The 21,382-nt window shown below is 61.2% G+C and carries 17 protein-coding genes; 8 read left to right on the top strand and 9 right to left on the bottom strand.

Going from position 1 to position 21,382, the window contains the following annotated elements:
• Nucleotides 1-961: 961 nt before the first annotated feature.
• From recD2 to BB934_RS30500, 3 genes are all read right to left on the bottom strand, one after another.
• Nucleotides 962-3,160, bottom strand: a complete 2,199-nt coding sequence (recD2, locus tag BB934_RS30490; RefSeq protein WP_099513652.1) for an SF1B family DNA helicase RecD2 — start codon at nt 3,158-3,160, stop codon at nt 962-964.
• A 325-nt stretch (nt 3,161-3,485) separates the two neighbouring features.
• Nucleotides 3,486-3,683 carry a KGG domain-containing protein gene (locus BB934_RS30495; protein ID WP_099513653.1) on the bottom strand — a complete coding sequence of 66 codons (198 nt, stop codon included), beginning with the start codon at nt 3,681-3,683 and terminating at the stop codon, nt 3,486-3,488.
• Between the two features lie 819 nt (nt 3,684-4,502).
• Nucleotides 4,503-4,778, bottom strand: coding sequence for a hypothetical protein (locus tag BB934_RS30500; protein WP_099513654.1), 276 nt, complete (start codon nt 4,776-4,778; stop codon nt 4,503-4,505).
• 279 nt (nt 4,779-5,057) lie between these two features.
• On the opposite strand from BB934_RS30500, the gene BB934_RS30505 reads away from it, so the two are divergent.
• Nucleotides 5,058-5,642 carry a hypothetical protein gene (locus tag BB934_RS30505; RefSeq protein WP_099514275.1) on the top strand — a complete coding sequence of 195 codons (585 nt, stop codon included), beginning with the start codon at nt 5,058-5,060 and terminating at the stop codon, nt 5,640-5,642.
• Between the two features lie 139 nt (nt 5,643-5,781).
• On the opposite strand, the gene BB934_RS51095 is transcribed toward BB934_RS30505, so the two are convergent.
• The 4 genes from BB934_RS51095 to BB934_RS30520 are packed head-to-tail and all read right to left on the bottom strand — an operon-like array spanning nt 5,782 to nt 11,426.
• A complete protein-coding gene (locus BB934_RS51095) occupies nt 5,782-5,988 on the bottom strand; it encodes a GcrA family cell cycle regulator (protein ID WP_157934416.1) in 207 nt (68 codons plus the stop codon).
• An 11-nt stretch (nt 5,989-5,999) separates the two neighbouring features.
• On the bottom strand, nt 6,000-9,263 hold the full coding sequence (locus BB934_RS30510) for an error-prone DNA polymerase (protein WP_099513655.1): 3,264 nt from the start codon (nt 9,261-9,263) through the stop codon (nt 6,000-6,002).
• Nucleotides 9,260-10,759 (bottom strand): Y-family DNA polymerase, encoded by a 1,500-nt coding sequence (locus BB934_RS30515; protein ID WP_099513656.1) that lies wholly within the window; start codon nt 10,757-10,759, stop codon nt 9,260-9,262. Before BB934_RS30515 ends, BB934_RS30510 begins: the two co-directional genes overlap by 4 nt.
• A complete protein-coding gene (locus tag BB934_RS30520; protein ID WP_099513657.1) occupies nt 10,692-11,426 on the bottom strand; it encodes an ImuA family protein in 735 nt (244 codons plus the stop codon). The genes BB934_RS30515 and BB934_RS30520 overlap by 68 nt, the downstream gene beginning before the upstream one ends.
• 398 nt (nt 11,427-11,824) lie before the next feature.
• Between BB934_RS30520 and BB934_RS30525 the strand changes: the two genes are divergently transcribed.
• Nucleotides 11,825-12,052 (top strand): DUF2171 domain-containing protein, encoded by a 228-nt coding sequence (locus tag BB934_RS30525; protein ID WP_418294796.1) that lies wholly within the window; start codon nt 11,825-11,827, stop codon nt 12,050-12,052.
• A 362-nt stretch (nt 12,053-12,414) separates the two neighbouring features.
• On the opposite strand, the gene BB934_RS30535 is transcribed toward BB934_RS30525, so the two are convergent.
• On the bottom strand, nt 12,415-13,383 hold the full coding sequence (locus BB934_RS30535; RefSeq protein WP_099513658.1) for an IS5 family transposase: 969 nt from the start codon (nt 13,381-13,383) through the stop codon (nt 12,415-12,417).
• A gap of 303 nt (nt 13,384-13,686) precedes the next feature.
• Here BB934_RS30535 and BB934_RS30540 point away from each other — a divergent pair, with 303 nt between their 5' ends.
• Nucleotides 13,687-14,547 (top strand): EcsC family protein, encoded by an 861-nt coding sequence (locus BB934_RS30540; protein WP_099513659.1) that lies wholly within the window; start codon nt 13,687-13,689, stop codon nt 14,545-14,547.
• Nucleotides 14,548-15,133: 586 nt separating this feature from the next.
• On the opposite strand, the gene BB934_RS30545 is transcribed toward BB934_RS30540, so the two are convergent.
• Complete coding sequence (locus tag BB934_RS30545; RefSeq protein ID WP_099510310.1) at nt 15,134-16,174, bottom strand: IS110 family RNA-guided transposase; 1,041 nt, start codon at nt 16,172-16,174, stop codon at nt 15,134-15,136.
• A gap of 116 nt (nt 16,175-16,290) precedes the next feature.
• Here BB934_RS30545 and BB934_RS30550 point away from each other — a divergent pair, with 116 nt between their 5' ends.
• The 5 genes from BB934_RS30550 to BB934_RS30570 all read left to right on the top strand — a co-directional run bounded on the left by BB934_RS30550 (nt 16,291) and on the right by BB934_RS30570 (nt 21,349).
• Nucleotides 16,291-17,283, top strand: coding sequence for an IS481 family transposase (locus tag BB934_RS30550; RefSeq protein ID WP_099513660.1), 993 nt, complete (start codon nt 16,291-16,293; stop codon nt 17,281-17,283).
• Between the two features lie 319 nt (nt 17,284-17,602).
• Nucleotides 17,603-18,793 (top strand): M20/M25/M40 family metallo-hydrolase, encoded by a 1,191-nt coding sequence (locus tag BB934_RS30555; protein ID WP_237050496.1) that lies wholly within the window; start codon nt 17,603-17,605, stop codon nt 18,791-18,793.
• 158 nt (nt 18,794-18,951) lie between these two features.
• Nucleotides 18,952-19,377 (top strand): hypothetical protein, encoded by a 426-nt coding sequence (locus BB934_RS30560; RefSeq protein ID WP_099513662.1) that lies wholly within the window; start codon nt 18,952-18,954, stop codon nt 19,375-19,377.
• A complete protein-coding gene (locus BB934_RS30565) occupies nt 19,374-20,090 on the top strand; it encodes an ABC transporter ATP-binding protein (protein WP_099513663.1) in 717 nt (238 codons plus the stop codon). The genes BB934_RS30560 and BB934_RS30565 overlap by 4 nt, the downstream gene beginning before the upstream one ends.
• A 17-nt stretch (nt 20,091-20,107) precedes the next feature.
• Nucleotides 20,108-21,349, top strand: a complete 1,242-nt coding sequence (locus BB934_RS30570; protein ID WP_099513664.1) for an ABC transporter permease family protein — start codon at nt 20,108-20,110, stop codon at nt 21,347-21,349.
• The last annotated feature ends 33 nt before the right edge of the window (nt 21,350-21,382 follow it).

The following is a 21,382-nucleotide window of genomic DNA, read 5'->3' on the forward strand; positions in this document are numbered from 1 at the left end:
CGTGACGCGAGAACTTTTCTGAAAGGCCGTGGGCTTTCTGCGAGATCAGGAAGAGCCGCTCGAGCCTTGGCATAAGCGTCTGCGTAGCCGTGCATCGCTTGGGCCACCTCAATTTCGAGAGGTCTCGCATGTGGCGCTTCAGCCCTGTAGGCCAGGAGAGCTCTTTTTCGGCAGGTGCGGTGCCAACATTGCTCCTCACGAAGAACGAGTGGAATAATCCCATGCCGGCCATTGCCATACCACTGAAGCTGCCCGGTGAGGGCACCGGCGACAAAGTCAGAGATGCTGAGCGACAAGCCGTCGACATGCACGTGCGCTCCCGGTAGGCCATACTGATCCTTCCAGGCCGTGGTTTTGGAGGCCGGTAGATGTGGGTCAGGCCTAAGCCAGTAATGATGCAGGGCTGCAGGCTCATGAGCGACCAGCCAGAGGGCGCGAATGCCCGAAGCCACATAGCGCTCTTGCCGCTGGCGGTAGGTTTCCTCCTCCTGGAGCTGAACCTGAGCTTCAATGGCGACAGTCCAGGGCTTTCCAGGCCGGCGGCACAGGACATCGGCCCGCCAGTCCTGGCCATCTGGTGCCGTCCCAGATTGCTCCGGCAGGGCATCCCAACCCGCGGCTCGGGCTCCAATCAGGCTCTGTGCTTTGATGTAAAGATGGAGGTCGCTTTCCCTTGCTCCCTCGGGAATTTGCTCAGGAGGATGGGCGAAGAAGCGTGTTCCAAGGCGCGATGTCTTGGGGATGGCCCGCCCTTTCCCATATGGCATCCATGCATCGCGATTTCGCGCTGATCGCAATCGCTCCCATTCATCATCGGTCATCAGTGGAGCAATAAGCGGCTCTCATGAGTGGGTATATGCGAGCAGCGGCATGGTCTAACTTATATTACCTCGAGACGTGCGTATGGTGTTGAAACCGCACACTTCGAATGCGCCATGAGAAAGGAAGTCTGAGCTGTCGATCAGTGGGCAGCTAACCATTCCTGCAGTTTCGTCCAGCGCCTCTTCATCTGCCCACCCCCGACTGCAATCCCGACAGCTTTCTTTTGGCCCACCAAGACCACGAGCCGCTTGCCGCGGGTTACGCCAGTGTAGAGCAGGTTGCGGGCCAGCATGGTGTAGTGCTGTGTTACGACAGGGATAATGACGGCGGGATACTCCGAGCCTTGCGACTTGTGGATGGTAGTCGCATAGGCAGGGACGAGCGTGTCAAGTTCACCGAACGGATAGGACACCTCCCGCCCATCGAACGAGGCAATCAGTGCCCCTTCCTCGTCATCGATCCGCACCACCATGCCAAGGTCACCGTTGAAGACCTCCCGGTCATAGTCGTTTTGGGTCTCCATCACCCGATCTCCTGGCGAAAAGCGCCAGCCAAACCGCTCCACCTTGGATGACGGATTGGGATTAAGCACCTCTTGCAGCTGGATGTTGAGATTACGAGCTCCGAGCACGCCCCGGTTCATGGGGCAGAGCACCTGAATATCCTTCATCGGATCGAGCCCGAACCTACGCGGCATGCGTTCCTTGATCATCTGGATGATCTTGGGCACACCCTCCTCGGGATCGGCGATCTCGACGAAGTAGAAGTCAGTCTCCTCGCCGGCCTTTGGCACCTCGGGCATCTGACCCTTGTTGATGCGGTGAGCATTCACCACGATCCGGCTTTCTGCCGCCTGCCGGAAGACCTCGGTCAGGCGGGCGACAGAAATTCGACCTGAGGCGATGATATCGGCCAGCACCTGCCCTGAGCCGACGGAGGGCAACTGGTCCACATCTCCCACCAACAGCAATCCTGCTTGCGGCGGCACCGCCTTGGTCAGGGCATTCATCAGCGGCACATCGACCATGCTGGTTTCGTCCACCACCAGCAGATCGCAGTCGAGTGGGTTCTCTTCACTGCGTGAGAAGCCACCATGCTTCGGATCAATTTCTAGCAAGCGGTGAATGGTCTTGGCTTCCAGTCCCGTCTGCTCTGTCATGCGCTTGGCCGCTCGTCCCGTAGGAGCTGCTAACGCGACCCGAACGCCTTTGGCAACCAGCAGACGCAAGATCGTGTCGAGCAGGGTTGTCTTGCCGACGCCCGGACCACCGGTCACTACGGCCATCTTGGAGCCAAGCACCAGCTTCAGAGCCTCACGTTGTGAGGTTGCCAGGGTCTTGCCCGTGCGGCCTTCAACCCACGGAATGGCCTTGTCGAGGTCGATCTCTGGCCAGGGTGCTGGACCAGACGCTCGCTCGATCAGCCGAGACGCAATCGCTTGCTCGGCGAGATGGAGACCTTTTAGGAAGAGGCAGGTCTCGTCCCCAATGGTGTCCGAGACGATCTCGCCCTTGGACAACTCCTCGACTATCGCTGTGCGGATCAGGGCCTCATTGACTTCGAGGAGTTGCTCGGCCAGCCGGGTGAGAGCATCGACCGGCAAGGCGCAGTGCCCCTCGTCAGTCGCCGTCTGGAGCGCGAACGAGATACCAGCCCGGATGCGCTGCGGGGCAGTCTTCTCCATCCCGAGCTTCGCCGCGATGGCATCTGCCGTTCTGAAGCCGATGCCGCGCACGTCCTTGGCTAGTCGATACGGGTCCTCCGTCATGACCTGGATGGCCTCATACCCATAGGTCTTGAAAATGCGAACCGCTCGAGCGGTGCCGACCCCGTGCGCGTGAAGGAAGATCATGATCTCCCGCACCGCCTTCTGCTCGGCCCAGCCCGCCACGATGCGGGACGCCCGCATCTGCCCAATTCCAGGCACCTCGGTCAGGCGCTCGGGGGCGGCCTCGATAATCTCGAAGGTGTCCACCCCGAAGGCAGCGACGATCCGCTTCGCCATGGCCGGCCCGATGCCGCGCATTTGTCCGGAGGCGAGATACTTCTCGATCCCCTCGGCACCGGTCGGTGGGGTGGTCTTGAGCACCTCGGCCTTGAACTGCAGCCCGTGCGTACGGTCGGTGATCCAAAGCCCGCTAGCGGTGATCCATTCGCCTGCGGAAACGGCTGGGGTGTGTCCGACCACCGTCACGAGGTCGCGCTTGCCCCGTGCATGTACCTTCAGGACAGCGAAGCCGTTCTCGGCATTGTGGAAGGTCACACGCTCGACCGAGCCCGCGAGCGTCTCGGGAACGGGCCTTTGATCAACTTGTAAGGGTCGAGTCATCTGGTTCATGGCGCCTGCCAGGAAAAGATCCCGGGCTCTCCGACTGTAGCGCTGGATGGCACCACTGACGAGGATGCTCTCCCTCTATTCACGTCAAAGGTTCTTGGTTTGTTTCAAGGCTTTTTTGCGACAATGTGGGTTAGCACGGACTCCATCAAGGGCAATTCGTGGGTTTAGTTGTGGTGCCAACTAAGCAAGCGCCTTAGGCGCGGACCTCCTCGGAGGGCCTTCAGAGCCGCTACAAGGCTCTCCATTTTTGGAAGCAAGGCCAATTCGCCGGCTATGCTGCCAGAACTGCCAATTAGCAGGTCGCCCGGTAGCTTGGCCGGTGACCCTATCCTTGACGATCCTTCCTGCGGCTCGGGGAGTTCTGGCCTCCCTTGCGGCCAGCTTCGGAGGCCGATGCAGTGTTCTGGGCGAAATACCGTTTTTCAGCCGGGACGCTCTTGCCGCCTTTGCTTGCGATCTCGCGACGCCTTTCCTCACTCATTGAAGCAAAGCCGCGCTTTGGCGAGTTCTCATCAGCACCCATGACCGTTCTCCGAAAGCCCCTGGCCCTAGGCCGAGAACGGCCGGTTCTGGTAGAAGTTCGGGCGCTCCGCAAACTTATCTGGATGCTCCGCCGTCGGGCAGCCGCTCGGTTCGATCGCGCTACCCTTTCTGTCGCTACCCTTTCTGTGTGGCGTTCGGTTCATCAAACAGAATCCTGATGAGGCGCCACAGTTCGCGGTGCCCGGCGGTCTGTCCGCCCTGGAGCATATACTCGGAGATCTCGATTTGCTCCGTCCCGTTGTTCGAGCCCCGCTCCGGGTCAGGTCCACGTGCTGCCACTCGTGCTCGACGTAGAGGCACTTGGTGTCCGTATCGAACACCAAAGACCAAGTGTCGTCATTGTTGGCGACCGGGCCCTTAGCGGTCCCGTGCAGTTCTCGTCTCAACAGTGCCATTGTGCGCTCCCTTGGTCTGCTATTGAGTTGGTCGACCCAGCTCAATCATGGACTCATCGCCCTCACCCCCCATCTATGGTAGCAGCCAGGCGGCTGGCTGGAAGAATTCTGATTCTGCCTTCTCACGCGGTGACTGAGCGCCGCAGTATCACCCGCATTACAGGGCGGATCGATAGGCAGGTGAGGGGCCGCCCGCGCTGTCGCGGGCGACGTTAAAGACCTGGCGGGTGGTGAAAACGCTGTAGAGATTCCACATGAGCGGGATTCTCCGACAGGGCGTGGTCCTCTTCGGCGGCGGTTCACAAATCATGAAGCACGGTGCACGCCTTCGCCTCCAGCTCTGGAGCCTAGCCGAAATGGTACAAGACGGCGTCCCGCTTTCCAGGTGGCGACGGGCCAACGAGTTACTTGCGAGCGGCCATGAGATCGTGGGTGAGGACGGTAAGCTTGCCGATCAGCGATGCCATATCGCCAGGATCGCAGGACCACTGGGTGCCAATGGCCGATCCGTCAGCGGACACGGACACCACGGCGAGCGAGCGCAGCTTGCCTTCACGGGCGAGCCGCAGATGTTCCTGCAGCAGGTCGATCATCGATGCAGTGTTCTCATCGACCGGAGGCGTGCTAACGGGATGAAGCTTAGCCACCGATCCACTTTGATTTGCCTGCTTGTCGCTCATGGTGCACCCCGCAATAATTCCCAGGCTCTTACGGCCTTCTGAATAAGGATTCGCACTAGACATGAACCATGCGTCAACACTAGGCCTGTGCAGCAGAAATATTGGCCGTGTCGTATTTCGACAACAGGACCAGGTAAGCTTAGCCAATACCATTGGCAGCGGCGCCAATGGGAATCTTTTATGAACGCGCTGGAGCAACCGACAACTGCGCGGCGGTGGACACGGATGGATGATGGCTCAGGTGACGAGGTTGCAGGCAGCAGAACAGGGTTCGAAATCATGAGGAATCAGGTTCTGCTGGACCTCGGTCTGCCAGTCGACCGCATGCCGGAGGCTGAGGTGGCCTTGCGGTTGGCCGAGTTCATCCTGTCGCTTCCCGCCTCCGGAGCAATGGCCAGCGTCGCGATTGACGGGGCCAGCATCAAGGTCGGCGATGCTGTCGTCTTCGACATCGGCCGCTTTATGGCTGGCACCGGATGGGAGCAAGCCAAGGAGCCGCAGGTCGGCCGCAATGCCTGGACCGGCGTGTATAGACGCGGCGACAAGACCATCCGCGTGCACTCGCGGCCGGGCGAGGGCGACGTGGTCACCCAAGTCAACGGCCGCCGCATCGTAGCCAGGTGCAAGAAAGGCCCGCTCGTCCGAAAGCCCGGAGGACCGGAGTACCCACTCCTCACGACGGCGCTCGGCCAAGCGATTCTGTTCGAGGTCTCTGCTGATGACATTGTGGTCGCCGCGGTGCCGGACACGCCTGTCTTCCGTAAGCTCGCGGAGACTTGGCGGTGCCGACCGCTGGTCAGACGGACCGGCATCCGGATCGCCCTCGTGGCGCGCGATGGCGCAGTCTCCGGCCTCGACCTGTAGCAGCACAGGCCGTGGTGCGCGATGGAGAAGGCTCTTCTGACTGTAGGACGTTGCGAAATTGGATGGCCTCTCTTGAGTGTGTGCACAATGACAGTCTTGCACGCCCGAGGCCGAGTTCCGGGGGCGCGGTAAGGCCCGTCTACGGCCCCAGTGCGTCATGCCGGATTTTGATGGCTTGTGACGGGGCGTAGACGAGCCTCCGGTGCCAATCGCACCAGCTCGAGCCCTCCTTTGTCGGGGCTCCACAACAGACGGCACGTCGAGGGTCATCGGAGACGATGTAGCGGCACTGCCGCGTGCCGATCTTGAGCAGTTTTGTTCGTTGTCTCGGGTCGGGCTCTTGCATGATGGGCTGACTCAGTGGAAGTCGCGTGTCGCGACGCGGATGGCTGGTACAGTAGTATGCCGTTCCGGGACCATGACTGGCGTCGCATCGACAACCTCTTTCGGTCCGCCGCGCAGCCGGTCGCGCGTTCCGAGCTTTGCCTCATCTCCTCGACCGTGTTCCGCCTGGAATGGTTGATCCCGGTCGCCCACGGATCGCAGCAGGTGCGATAGATCGACGATGTGCTCGGCGATAACATGGGTCACCCCACCCTCCTTCTGAAGGCGTCCACGACACCCGATCATTCCTGAGGACAGGATCAGCCGGCGCTGCTTCTCAAACAGCGAAGGCCAGATCACGAGGTTCGCCACATCGGTCTCATCCTCGATCGTCATGAACATTACTCCTTTCGCGGATCCCGGCTTCTGCCGCACCAAGACCATTCCGGCTATCGTCAGCCTGCGGCCATCCCGCATCATTCGGATTGCCGAGCAGCGATGAATGCGCTGGCGCCGCAATTCCTCCCGGAGGAAGGAAATCGGGTGTTGCCGAAGCGTCAGCCCTTTCGACCGGTAGTCCTCCACAACCTCACGACCCTCGGTCATTGGCGTGAGTTCTACATGCGGTTCATAGCCTTCCGGTCGGATCTGACTGTCCCGCTCATCGGCTGCTGCAAAGAGCGGAAGGGGGGCATCCGAAAGGCCTTTGATTGTCCAGAGAGCGTCCCGTCGACTGACCCCGATCGGTCCGTAGGCATCCGCGTCCGCTAGTCGCTCGAGAGCCGCGACGGAAATTCCAGCCCGACGCCAGAGATCCTCGATCGATGTGAAAGGATGGTTCGCCTGGGCCAATGGGATCATGGCCGCCTCAGAGTTCTTTAACCCCGCGATCAGCCTTAACCCGAGGCGAACCGCGAACCGTTTCGGGTTCCGCGTCGGCTCGAGCGTGCAGTCCCAACGCGAGTGGTTGATGTCGATAGGGCGGATTTCGACTCCATGGTTTCGTGCATCCCGAACCAACTGCGCGGGAGCATAAAAGCCCATCGGCTGGGCGTTCAAGATCGCACAGCAGAAGACGTCCGGATGGTGGCATTTCATCCAGGACGAGGCATAGGCGATCTTGGCGAACGAGGCTGCATGGCTCTCCGGGAAGCCATAGGATCCGAAGCCCTCGAGCTGCTTGAAGGTTCTCTCCGCGAACTCCGGGTCGTAACCACGCGCGGTCATGCCGCTCACGAGCTTGTCCCGGAACTTGGTGACGCCCGCCGTCAGTTTGAACGTCGCCATAGCCCGCCTGAGTTGGTCCGCCTCGGACGGCGCGAACCCGGCGCATTCGATGGCCACCCGCATGGCCTGCTCCTGAAACAGCGGCACCCCGAGTGTCTTTTCCAGAACACGCCGGAGCTCGGGCTGGGGATAGTCCGGTTTCTCGTGACCTTCCCGTCGGCGGAGATATGGATGCACCATGTCGCCCTGGATCGGTCCCGGCCGAACGATCGCCACCTGGATGACGAGGTCATAGAAGATCCTCGGCTTGATGCGGGGAAGCATCGCCATTTGGGCGCGGCTCTCGATCTGGAAGACGCCGACCGTGTCGGCCTTCTGAATCATGCGATAGGTCGGGCCGTCCTTCAGCGGGATCGTGGCGATCTCCCGCTCCTCGCCCTTATGCTCCCGCAGAAGGTCGAAGGCCCGGCGCATGCAGCCGAGCATGCCGAGGCCCAGCACATCCACCTTCATGAATTTCAGGATGTCGATATCGTTCTTGTCCCATTCGATCACCTGCCGGTTCTCCATGGCGGCAGGCTCGATCGGCACGAGATCGTCGAGACGATCCTGGGTCAGCACAAAGCCGCCCGGATGCTGCGAGAGATGCCGGGGGGCTCCAATCAGCTCCGAGGCCAGTTCGAGCGTCATCCGCAGCCGCGGATCCTTGAGATTGAGGTTGAGCGCCTCGGCCTCCTTTTCCGTCACGCCATCGTTGCCCCAGCCCCAGACGAGGCCCGACAGGCCGGCGGTCACGTCCTCCGGCAGGCCCATGACCTTGCCGACTTCCCGCACGGCGCCACGGGCACGGTAGGTAATCACCACTCCAGTCAGAGCCGCACGATGCCGGCCATAGGTGTCGTAGATCCACTGGATCACATCCTCCCGGCGCTCGTGCTCGAAGTCCACATCGATGTCGGGCGGCTCACGCCGCTCCTCGGACACGAAGCGCTCGAACAGGAGATCGTGCTCGATTGGATTGATCGAGGTGATGCCGAGCACGTAGCAGACCGCGGAGTTAGCGGCCGACCCGCGCCCCTGACACAGAATGCCTCGCGTCCGCGCAAACTGGACGATGGCATTGACCGTGAGGAAGTATGGCGCGTAGTCCAACTTCTCGATCAGATGAAGCTCGTGCCGGATCGTTCCGGCCACCGTGTCGGGAACACCACTAGGGTAGCGACGGCTCGCGCCGTCCCAGGTCAGGCGCTCCAACTTCTCCTGAGCGGTCTCACCCGGATCGGTTTCAGTCGGATACTGATAGCGCAGCTCGTCGAGGGAGAATGTGCAGCGATCAAGTAGTTCCTCGATGCGGTGGAAGGCTCCAGAATGCCGTACAAACAGACGCTGCATCTCGGCTGGATCCTTCAGATGTCGATCCGAATTGCGCTCCAGCAGGAAGCCCGCAGCGTCGATCGTGCAGCCCTCCCGGATGCAGGTGACGACATCCTGCAGCCGGCGCCGATCCGGATGGTGATAGAGGATGTCACCGAGTGCGACGGTTGGAACGCAGGCGATCCGGGCAGCTTCTTCGACCTCATGCAGACGCAGGTGTTCGTTTTGAGAGAACCGGCGGATCAGGGCCATGTAGGCGCGATGACCGAAGGTGGATTTCAGGCGCGACAGGTTCGCTTTGAGTGTGCCGTTCGCCTCATCGGCCAGGAGGACCGCTAGCAGACCCTCGCTCCACTGGACGACATCATCCCATGTCAGAAAGCATTTGCCTTTCCCACAGCGGCTCTTTCCGATGCTTAGCAATCGGCACAGCCGCGAATAGGCCGGGCGATTCGTCGGATAGACGAGGAGGGACGTGCCGTCGGTCAGATCAAGCCGGCATCCGACCACCAGGCGCACGCCTGTGTCCTTTGAGGCTTCATACGCGCGGACGATCCCGGCCAGAGAATTCCGATCGGTAATTCCCAGCGCCGATATTCCGAGCAGCTTAGCCTGCTCGAACAGTTCGGCCGGACTGGATGCGCCGCGTAGAAACGAGAAATGGGTGGTGACCTGCAGGTCGGCATACACGGTCATGCAAAGAACCCGTGCATCCACCAGCGGCCGCCCTCAGACATTGGCGCATCACGGAAGATCCAGAAGCGAGCACCCTCGGTCGTTTCGAGCCGGTAGTAATCCCGGATCCACTTCTGCTCATCGCCGAGCCACCACTCGGAGGTGATGCGTTCCGGCCCATCCGCCTTCGTGACCTTGTAGCGGACACGGCGCCAGATGAATGACCCGGGCGGGTGATCCGGCAGCAGGGCCGTCGTCATGATCGATTCCGGCGGATCAAGGAGGCGGGTGGGACGCTCCAGGCTTTCCGGCCAGCTGGATTCCGATGGTGGTGCGAGAGCTGAAATCCTCCTTGTCATGCGCTCCGGGACGCGGGATTGGACCGGAGCAAGCCGATAGACGCGATCTTCCCCAATGCGAGCGGTCAGCCGGTCAACGAGTTGGCTTAGATCGACAGCTTCGTCCTCGGCCTCGATCCCTCTTACGACTGTCTGCTTCTCAGACAGTGGATCGACGCGGTTGGCTACGAGGACGATTTCCTCGATGCCAAAGCCTGGGTCGACGGTCTCAATTTTCTCATCGAACAGCTTTGCCAAGTGAACGTGGTCCCGGGTGGCCTTGGCTGTCCCGACGCGAAGTGAAGCACCTTTCTGATCCACCCGGCGGACGATCAGGTCGAGACGACGGACACCTTCGCCGCGGTTCCCGAGTGATTGACACATCTCCTCTGCGAGCCGTCGCACCACCAACTTCAGGTCCTCCAGCCGGCCGATCGGCTCCGCAAAGGCGCGGGATGCAATAACCGCCTCCTCCGGAATCATCGGCGTGATCGGCTCGAAGGCATGCCCCAGCGCCTGATCCAAGCGCAGGCTTGCTTCGCGGCCGAAGCGGCGCACCATCGGGGCCCGCGGCATGGCGGCGAGCTGACCGACACGCTCGACACCCAGGCGATGCATGGTGCTCACTGTCTCATGAGAGAGCCGGAGGGCTTGCACGGGCAGGGCCGAAACAGCGTCGACTGTCCGGCCTGGTGGAATAATTCCGCCCTTGCCGTACCGCGCAACGGCCCATGCCGCACCGGGCACATCGGCGATCGCCGCGCGGGCATGAATCCCGTTGTTCTCCACACGATCAATCAGCTTGTTGAGCAGAGCTTCCTCGCCTCCAAAGAGATGCTCCACTCCCGCGATGTCGATCCAGATTCCGTCTGGAGGATCGGGTGCGACGACAGGTGAAAAGCGGATCAGCCATTCTGCGAGCTGCCGCAGCGATGCACTTTCACCATCCGGATCGGCATCGATGATGTGCAGATCCGGGACCATGGCCTGTGCTTTGGCAACGGCCATTCCCTCGATCAGGCCGACTTTCCGTGCGGCCAGGCATGCAGACGCAATCAGCCGGCGCGAGCCCTGCTTGTTCACGGTCACAAGCGGCTTCTCGCGCGGCGGGTCACCGAACTTGCGCCTGATCCTGTCGGTTGGCCAAGTCAGCAGGTAGAGCGAGACGACCCTGCGCATTGCAGGCCTCCAAAATCCAGGAACGGGGTTCCGCACCCCGGCAGCGCACGAGCTCAACCTGCCAGCGGCCGCGTTTAAGGCCGCCGGCAGGAACAACCTCCGACGGGACCGGCGACACGCGCCATCGCGTCGAGGCAGCGGTGGGAAGCTTGGTCAGGTCCTTCTGAGCGACCGTCCACCAGCGCCGGATGACCAGGGCGGGAACGCCTGAAGCCTCCGCGGCCACCTGCAGGCGACGGGAGGTGGTGAGGCCGAGCCGGGAGACTTCGCCGATGACCGCGCCCAGGCCTTTCTGATGTAGGCCCTCTTCGATGAGCGGCAGAACGTCGGCATCACGATTGGTCTCGGCGTAAATGACACGATCCGGATGAAGGCTGACCTTCATCAGGCCAGGAGCAAACAGATCGCGCCGGGTCAGGCACCAGAGCACCGGACCTTTGAGGCGGGCGGCAATCCCCGCCGTGAAGAACGTGGCGGACCCGGCAAACTCCGCTGCTGGCCCATGCTCGACCACCTCGTGCAGGGCTCCGAGGGTAAGCCCTCGTCCCGGCAGATGCCGGTCGAGCGCTAAAACGCCAAAGGGCAGGAACTTGCGCGAGCCATACGTCCCGCCAAGCCTCTCGATCTGGCGCCTCAAGTCGTCGATGACTTCGCGCCGGGTGACCATCGGTCAAGCTCACCTCCCTCCTGCGACAAAATGGAACAAAACAAGAACATATGCCGCTGCGTAGAGTCAATGTGAGGTTCGCCCAAGCGCCTGTGGATATCGGGGAGGAGAGTGTTGCAATGGTGGGATCGATGTGTTTGGCGCCGAGCGTTGATCCTTCTGGCCCTCGACGGCGGTGCCGGTGACCCAGGATCCCCGCAGGTTCTCGACAAGGTCGAAGCCGAAGTGGCGATCCCGCTGGCTGCCTCTCCTGAGAGGCTCGTCATCCCTCTCGCATCGCTCTCCGCCAGGAAAAGCTCAACGGCCGGAACATGCATCCTATTGGCATCCAGTACGTTATTCCAACCTGGGCCATGAGGGAGGAAGCCGTGACAGACATCAGCCAGATCAAGGAGCATATGGAAGTCATCGGCGCTGATGGCGCCCACGTCGGCACGGTCGACCATCTCGAGGGAAACCGCATCAAGCTGACCAAGAAGGACAGCGGGGAGGGGTCGCACGAGGGCCACCACCATTATATCGCAACGGCTTTGGTCGCAGACATCGAGGGCAACCAGGTACGCCTCTCGGCTAACGCCGATGTCGCTGTCACTTTCGAAGAGGAAAGCGACGGCCGCCAGGCCTGATGCTCGGTAACCTGCATTCAAGCCTTAACTGAGGCAACCTCAAACCCGGCTCATGCCCGACGTAGCAACAGGGCAAGATGCGCTGTGTCAGCTGGGTCCATCACTGTTGTGAATCGTTGCACCGCAATGGATTCATGACTTTGATTGGATCTCGCCTCATGCTCTGCGCAACATGGAGACATGTGCGGAGACACAATTCAGTACCTGGTCCTCGACAGATTCGATCCCGCCTGCAACATGGCCCGCTACTATGTCCTGGCGATCGAGCCCAGCCTGTTTGGTGACCCCACGCTGATCCGCGAGTGGGCTGTGTTGCACGGATCGATTGGTGAACGCACTGAGCCCACCCCCCTGCCTGTGGTTTAGGCGATGCGGACGGACTTCGGGCGTCCAAGCTCGAGCATGCGGTTCAAGACTTTGACGGCGATGGCCGTCTCGGTTCTGCGGCGTTGATCCGTCCGTGAACGCAAGGCGTCTCCGATCACTCGTTTAAGCCGGCTGATGGCAGTCTCCACCAGGGCTCGTCGCGTATACCCGGACCTCTTCTGCCAACCCATGGGTCCATGCTCCGCGATGTTTTGGAGATGCCGATCGCGCTGGGTCGGAGCGCTCTCCGCCGTCTCAGTCAGCACGGCCGTTGATCGTGGCGGAACGATCACGTCAGCATCAGGATGGCGCTCGCCAATGGTGCCGTAGATGCCAGCTTGATCGTAGGCTCCATCACCGATGAAAGAGGCAAGTGGGCCTGTGATCTGGTCGAGCAAGGGCTCAATCTGCGAGCCATCATCAACATCGCTGGTCGTCAACTCTGATGCGAGGATCTGTCCGGTCCCGGCATCAACGCCGATGTGTAGCTTGCGCCAAGCGCGACGCCTTTGGGCGCCGTGCTTCTCGATCAGCCATTCGCCGGGCCCGCACAGACGCAGGCCTGTGCTGTCGACCAGCAGGTCAACAGGTTCTCTGGAGCACGGAGATGGTCTTGGCACCTCCAAGGTTTCGGCACGCCGGCTCAGGGTTGAGTGATCCGGTACCGCCAGATCCAGACCCAGGAGTTGGAGGATCGAACCGATTAAGCCTTCCGTCTGACGCAGCGCTAACCGGAACACTGCCCGCAGGGTCAACGCCGTCCTAATCGCGAGGGCCGAATAGTGGGCTTGACCGCCCCGCGTGGTACGGGGCTCAGCCCGCCAGGCGGCAATGGCTTCCGCAGAAAACCAGACCGTCAGGCTTCCCCTCTGGCGCAGGCTGGCGTCGTACTCAGCCCAGTTCGTCACCCGGTACCGCTGCTTGGAGATGCGATGTCGATGGGCGGCATTGGCCTTGAAGGGCATGGTGAGGATCTTTACTCGGAAGCCAATCAGGCCGTTACACTATCCAGCCGCGGTTACCAACTCGCTCATCCCTGCAACCAGGCGCCGTAGAGAGCGTCGCTACCGCAATAGGCGGGGGGCGCGGACATTGCAGCAGTCCGCTCCCCAAGTGTGCGGAATCCCATGGCCGAGGCGCACCCTTTGCCAGATAGCTGAAGCTGCTCGGAAGGGTTCGACGTGTAACCAAATGCTGTGAAGGGCCGGCCTTAGGAGACCAGGAGGCGCGGTCTATCCGAAGCGGATCTGCACCCCCAGATAGGATGGATGAGCCAGGAACTTCGTCGCCAGCACCCGCTTCCGGCGTCCAAGGGCAACGCCGCAACTCCGGAAATCGCCCTGTCTGAGGAGGACCGCGCGGCCTTAAGACAGGCCGTCCGCTCGCTGGAGGGGCCAAGCTACGTTGGCCGCCTGGCAGCCTTGGCCGGGCGGCCGATCGAGCTGCTCGGGCAGGCCCTTCCCCAGGTCGCATCCGACCTAATCTCGAAAGCCACTCAGGCGGCGCTCACCCGGGCGCTGCGGTACGCGCTCCGGACGATCCCGAAGGAGGGCAGGGATCCGGAAACCCGCGCTCACAAGGCCCTTGCGATCCTGTCGGGCGCCATGGGTGGAGCGCTGGGCGTGTCGGCCGTCCTCGTCGAGCTCCCGATCTCGACGGCGATCATGCTGCGGTCGATTGCCCGGATCGCCCAGAGCGAGGGCGAGGATCTCGAACATCCCGAGACGGCGCTGGCATGCGTCCAAGTCTTCGCCCTGGGCGGGCATTCCGGCTCGGACAAACTGCACGAGGCCGGCTACTTTGCCGTGCGATCGGCGATGGCGAAGTCCGTCACCCGTGCCCTGCAGCAGATGGCCGGGCGCGGGGTGGTGGACGAGAGCGCCTCTGCCATCGTGCGCCTGCTGGCCCAGATTGGATCCCGATTCGGAGTGGTCGTGTCGCAGAAGGTCGCGGCCCAGGCCGTTCCGATTGTTGGGGCGATCGGCGGCGCGGCGGTCAACGCCGCCTTCATCGATCATTTTCAGACGCTCGCCCGCGGACATTTCATCGTGCGTCGCCTGGAGCGGATCTACGGCAAGGGAACGGTGCGCCGAGCTTACGACCAGATCCGGGTGGGCGAAGGCCTCTAACCGCGGGGGGCAGATCGTGACGATTTAAAGAGCAACTTGCGTTGCATCGATTGTACTCAGTCCGCCATCTTGGCTTGCGATCCAGAATTCGCCTCTGACAGGGCGCGAGAGAGTTCAGCCTCTACATCTTCCGTGGACACTCCAGGATCAATACCGGCTGCTGTATCAAAGACAACGTTTGCTACATTATCACCGTTGATGATCAAGAAACGCGCTATGCTCTGATCTGGATCCCCGCTAGATGTTTGATCCCAGGGTTTGATGGTGCATTCTTATCGCCGGAATGGAGGGATGCGCTTCTCTATTCGGCCCCTCCAAGTCAAGCGCTTTTAAGGCATCGGCCATCCCACCTCCAGGCAGTCGTCTCTCGCAGGGCCTTGCTTCTCTCCGGGATCGGCACATTTGCCCTCCCACCATGGGATTCGTAGGATGAGGTGGCTCAATCTATGGGGCGTTCTGGCCGCGGCAGCGCGGCCGATACAAGCGCATCCACGAGCTCGCCTGATCCATCGTCCTGCGAAGGACGTCTTTCTTCCGCCTTCTGGCGGAATTCGAGTTATCTCATTGCCCGTTCCGGTATGGCATCTTAGACAGCTGCGGGTATGCTTTCCCTCGTCCAGCGGAATACGGTGCCATCGCTCCAGATGCGGTGCATGATCACGCCCAGACGCCGGGCCAGCGCAACAATGGCTTTTCGCCCACCACGCCGTTTGGCGATATTCATCGCCCATGCTTTCAACCACGACCACTTCACGTGAACATTCGTCAGCATGACTTGAGCGGCTTCGTACAACAGCGTTCGCATCATGCCATCCCCGCAGAGGGAGACGCGGCCGATCCGGTTGCTCTCACCCGACTGATGAAGCACCGGCGTTAACCCCAGGGAGGCACCCACGGCTTTGGAGTTCCGGAAGCGAGCCGGAACGTCGATAGTACTGGCATAGGCTAAAGCGACAACGGGACCGACCCCTGGAATGGTCATCAGGCGTCGACAAACACCGTCGTCGCGGACAATCGATAGCAGCTTTCGATGAAGACGCTCGAACTCCTCTCGAAGCTTTCGCCGGCTGGCCAGCAGCGGCTCTATGATCTCTGCCAGGTCAGGCAGACAGTCAAGGAGTTCGCGAATGCGGATGTCGAATTTGGCTGCGCCAACGATGCCGACTTTGAGGCCGAAGTTGCGCAGCAGGCCGCGAATATCATTCTCAAATGCAATCGCCTTCTCCTGCAGCAACTTGCGGGCGGTCAGGAGGGCGCGCCGCTTTTGGCTGGTCAGGGTTTTTACATGAACCGGTCGGAACAGATTCACCCGCATCATCTGCGCAATGCCACGTGCGTCGTTGCGGTCACTCTTGTTCACCTGTGCCTTGAGGAATGCCTTCGTATGGCGGGTCTCGATGCAGACGATAGGCAGACCGGCTTCTGCAAGCCCACTGAACAGCCATTGCGACAAAGGGCCAGCCTCAAGGCCGATCCGCTCGAGCCGCCAAGCAGGATCGTGGAGGACTTGCGCGAGATCGTCTGGGTGGCTCGGCACCTTTGTCTCGCGACAGATCCTACCCGTTTCATCCACAATGCACACCGACGTCTCTTTCACCGAGACGTCCAGTCCAGCATAGTGCTTCATGCTAGGCTTCCTTTCCTGATGCTTGTGCTTGATCCAACAGACCAGGTTTCATCATCGTCCCGCGGCGCGCGCCTTTCTAGCCCAAGCCATGGGATGGCAGGCCGAATACTCCATCTATGGGCCAGGTTCTCCATGGGAGCGCCACAACGCTCGATCCAGTCCGTCGAGCAATACAAAATAGTCAAGCGAGCTTGAGGGCCCTGGCCGAGCGCCATGGCATCAACCCGAAGACGGTCGCCAAATGGAAGAAGCGGGATACCACCGCAGATCGCCCGACGGGGCCGAGAGCACCGCATTCAACGGTGCTCTCGGTCCAGGAAGAGGCGATCGTCGTCGCCTTCCGCAAGCACACCCTGCTGCCGTTGGACGATTGCCTTTACGCCCTTCAGCCCACCATCCCGCACCTGACGCGCTCATCCCTGCATCGCTGTCTGCAGCGGCATGGTATCAGCCGCTTGCCAGAGGTGACCGGCGACAAGCCCGCCAAGAAGAAGTTCAAGAGCTACCCGATCGGCTACTTCCACATCGACATCGCCGAGGTGCATACGGAAGAGGGCCGGCTCTACCTGTTCGTAGCCATTGATCGCACCAGCAAATTCGCCTTTGCCCAACTGCATGAGAAAGCCACAAGGCGCGTGGCGGGTGACTTCCTGCGGGCGCTGATTGCGGCCGTGCCTTACAAGATCCACACGGTTCTCACCGACAACGGCACTCACTTCACCACACCCGGCAACACCAGTTCGGCTGCCCCTCTGATCAAAGAGGCGATGGCCCGCGGCGAGATCTTCCGGGCCCATTCGTTCGAGCTCGCCTGTGCGCAGAACGACATCGATCACCGCTTGACCAAACCGCGCCATCCCTGGACGAACGGACAGGTTGAGCGCATGAACCGGACCCTCAAGGACGCGACCGTCAGGCGCTACTACTACGACACCCACGACCAGCTGCAGGGGCACCTGGGCGACTTCCTCGCCGCCTACAACTTCGCCCGAAGGCTCAAGACGCTGCGCGGCCTCACCCCCTACGAGTACATCTGCAAGATCTGGACAAGCGAGCCTCAACGCTTCAGGCTCGACCCGCTCCACCAAATGCCGGGACTAAACAGCTAGTCGCGGGATAACGAGTGCATCTCCACACCGTATAAGTGCCATGCATTTTTCTCATGGCGAAGGTTGGGTATCGTTGCTAGCGTAGGTGCTCGCTCGCGTAAGAACATAACAATATTGCCTCGTGACTACCGCGTGCGAATGGGACTTTGTAAGCGCAGCCACGCCTTCATCGGCTGTTCTGTTAAATACTCGAAGAGGAAACGCTATGGTGGTTTCAACTCGCTCGTTGCTGGTATTGACGGCTACGGGCATCGGACTTTTCATCGGTTCCGCATCGGCCCAGACGGCTGACCAGAGTACGAATGAAGTCAAACGGATCATGGACCATGCTTCCTACAAGGAAGCCGTGAAATTCATCGATGGCGATTATGACCGAGTGATCGCCGAGGGCATCAAACTCACTGAAATTCCTGCGCCCCCCTTCAAGGAAGAAAAGCGCGCGGCCGCCTATGCGCAAATGTTCAAGGATGTCGGCCTGACCGATGTGGAGATCGACCCGGAAGGCAACGTGCTGGGCATTCGCAAGGGAACGGCCGGCGACGGCAAGTTCGTCGCCATCACGGCCCACCTCGACACGGTGTTCCCCGAGGGAACCGACGTGACCGTCAAGCGCGAGGGTACGAAGCTGTATGCGCCGGGCATCGCCGACGATACGTTGAGCCTCGCAATCAATCTCGGCTACATTCGCGCCTTGAACGCCGCCAAGATCCAGACGAAGGAGGACATCCTCTTCGTTGGCACGGTAGGCGAGGAAGGTCTCGGTGACCTGCGCGGAGTGCGCTACCTGTTCACCAAGGGCAAGTACAAGGACAAGATCAAGACCTTCTTCACGGTCGAGGGTGGTGGGATCACCAGCGTCACCAACGGCGGCATCGGCTCCAAGCGCTACCGGGTCACCTATAAGGGGCCCGGTGGCCATAGTTATAGCGCTTTCGGCCTCGTCAACCCGGCCTTTGCGCTCGGCGAAGCTGTTTCGCTGTTCTCGCGCAGCTTCGTGCCCGCCAAGCCGAAGACGACTTTCAACGTCGGCGTGATCACGGGCGGCACCTCCGTCAACTCGATCCCGTTCGAGGTATCGATGGAAGTCGACATGCGCTCGGAATCCGATGCAGAGCTGAAGCGTATCGAAGAACGCCTCCTCACCATCGTCCAGCAGGCGGCGGATACTGAGAACTTCGCCCGATCGACGAAGGAGGGCAAGATCACCGTCAAGGCCGAACTGATCGGGGATCGCCCCTCCGGGAGCACGGCGGAGACGCAGCCCATCTTCCAGTTCACCAAGGCGGCGCTCGAGGCGAACGGCTACAAGCCGAACTATAGCTGGGGCTCGACGGACGCCAACATGCCGATGAGCCTTGGCATCCCGGCCCTGTCCATCGGCGCGAAGGGACCGGACAAAAACGGCCGCAGCCATTCACTCGACGAATGGGCCGACGTCGAAAAGGATCCCTTCGTGAAGGGCATGAACACCGCTCTAATCCCGCTCCTGGCCGTCATCGGCCTTCAATAGGCGAGCCGAATCCGTCCGGACGACCTCGTCCGGACGGATTCCAAAGGGCGGCGCAATCCGACCTGCCTTGGAAAGACCGTGGTGCGAAGGATAAGCTAGAATGAAGAACCGCCGCTCACGGCCTCGCGCACAAGCGGCAAAGACAAACGGAGAAGGACATGCTGACACGTCGTGCTGCGGCCCTTGCCTTTGCGGGATTGCCGCTTCTGTCTCGGACGAGCTTTGCCACTGAGCGGATCCGGATGTTCGAGCTCTACAAGGATGATATGAGCTTTTCCAAACGCGCCTACGAGCTTCAGGGAAAAGCGATTGAGATCCAGGGCTTCATGGCACCTCACCTGAAGGTTGCGTCAGATTTCTTCATTCTGTCGAATACACCTGTCGAGACCTGTCCGTTCTGCGCGAGCGAAGGTGATTGGATCGACAGCATCGTGTTTGTGCGCATGAAGAGCCGCGGCGAGGCAATCAGTCCAGGCCGTGTCATCAACACCGTCGGTCGCCTGGAGATCGGGGCGGAGACCGATGCAGAGACGGGCTTCGTCAGTCGTGTCAGGCTCGTCGACGCTGCCGTTCGGCTTGCATGACCGCGAGCGTTGATCGGCCCGCCATGCTGACGGCCGACGGCATCTCGGCCTCGTTCTCGGATGCCGCCGGCGAGCCGATCCGAGCGCTCAACACCGTCAGTGCATGTTTCCATGCCAGATCCATGGTGGCCGTGGTGGGGCCGTCCGGATCGGGCAAAACGACCCTCATTCACGCGCTCGCCGGCATCGTTTCGTTGAGTGCTGGTGAAATCCGCTTCGGCGAAACCGTAATCTCTCATCTCAACGAGACGCAGCGTGACGCCTGGCGGTATGTGACGTGCGGTATGATCTTCCAGGATTTTCGCCTGATCGAAGAACTCGACATCTTTTCGAACGTCATTCTCCCGGCCACCTTTTCGAAAGCACGGGTGCCTCAGGATCTCAAACGCCGCGCCCGCGAGCTCCTGGAGAGATTCGAAGTCCCTCACCGCTCAGGCTCCGTCTCCGGATTGTCACGCGGTCAGCGCCAACGGGTGGCGCTGGCTCGGGCTCTCCTGATGGATCCACCGATCATCCTTGCGGACGAGCCGACCGCCAGCCTCGACCCTGAGAATGGCGACCGCATTGCGCACGAGTTCGACCGGCTCGCGCGATCGGGCAAGCTCGTCATCTGCGTCACCCATGACGAAAGGCTGGCCGCCTATGCCTCGTCGGCGCTGACCATGCATGATGGCCGCTTAGTTGGCGACAGTCTTTACAGGAAGGTATCCTGACAGATGCCTGGAATTGAATGAATCCGCTGCTCATCATCTGGGCCTCGTTGCGACAGTATCGCTTCAGCGCTTTGGCCTTCGTCCTCCTCATTGCCGCCGGCACGAGCCTATCGGTGGCGATCATCTCGCAGGAGCGCGCTCTGAGAACCGGAAGCGCCCGCGCAGCCGATCGGTTCGATCTTGTGGTTGCGGCCCCGGGCAGCCGTACCGATGCGTTGCTCACGTCGGTCTTCCTGCAACCCGGATCCGCCCGCCTTCTCTCGCCCGAGGTGACGGCACAGCTGCTCAACGACCCCAATGCCTCCTTTGTTTCGCCGCTGGCCTTTGGCGACAGCATACGGGGCGCTCCAGTCGTCGGCGTGACCGCCCCTCTCGTCGAGCATTTGTCCAACGGCCTGGCGGAGGGCCGTGTTTTTCTGAGCCGACAGGAAGCAGTGATCGGCTGGGCCTCGCCTCTGAGTGTCGGTCAGAAATTTCGCCCTGCGCACGGCGTTCATGCGCACGGCGACTCCGAGGACGACGATCACGGCGCGGGTGATCATGCTCATCGTGATACCCATGATATCGTCCTGACGGTCGTCGGTCGCATGAAACCAACCGGATCGCCGTGGGATCGCGCGGTGACAATTCCCGTTGAACTGGTGTGGGACGCGCATGGACTGCCATCCGGGCATCCGGAGGGGAGCACGGAGATCGGCGCCCCCTTCGACCCGGCGCGAACACCGGGCATCCCGGCAGCCGTTGTGCATGCGAAAACGGTTGCTTCAGCGTACAAGCTACGTCAGGCCTACACGACCAACGACTCGATGGCATTCTTTCCGGCCGAGGCGCTGATCCAACTCTATTCCGTGGTTGGAGACGTGCGGCAGTTGATGAGCATTCTCGCCGTGATCACGCAGGCACTCGTTCTGCTGGCAATCGTCTCCAGCGTGTTCATCCTGCTTCGCCTTCTTATGCCGCAATTCGTTACTCTGCGGGCGCTCGGTGCTCCTCGTCTCTACGTTTTCGCCGCGGCCTGGGGATTTATGGCTGCCCTCGTTCTGGTCGGCGTCGCGATCGGTCTCCTCGGAGGCTACGCCCTCTCTTTCGGCATCAGCCACTGGCTGTCCAACAGGACGGGGGTTGCCCTGACGCCAACGCTGGGAGAGACGGAGATCCTGATTGGGCTTGCCATCCTGGCAATCGGTCTCGTGCTTGCGCTTGTTCCGGCATCCTGGCTGCAACGGCGGCCGCTCGCGGAGGCGATCGCCAAGTACTAGCCTCATTCACCGGACGATCAGGTCAGCTTCTGG

Origin of the sequence: Microvirga ossetica, assembly GCF_002741015.1 — a bacterium.
GTDB lineage: Bacteria > Pseudomonadota > Alphaproteobacteria > Rhizobiales > Beijerinckiaceae > Microvirga > Microvirga ossetica.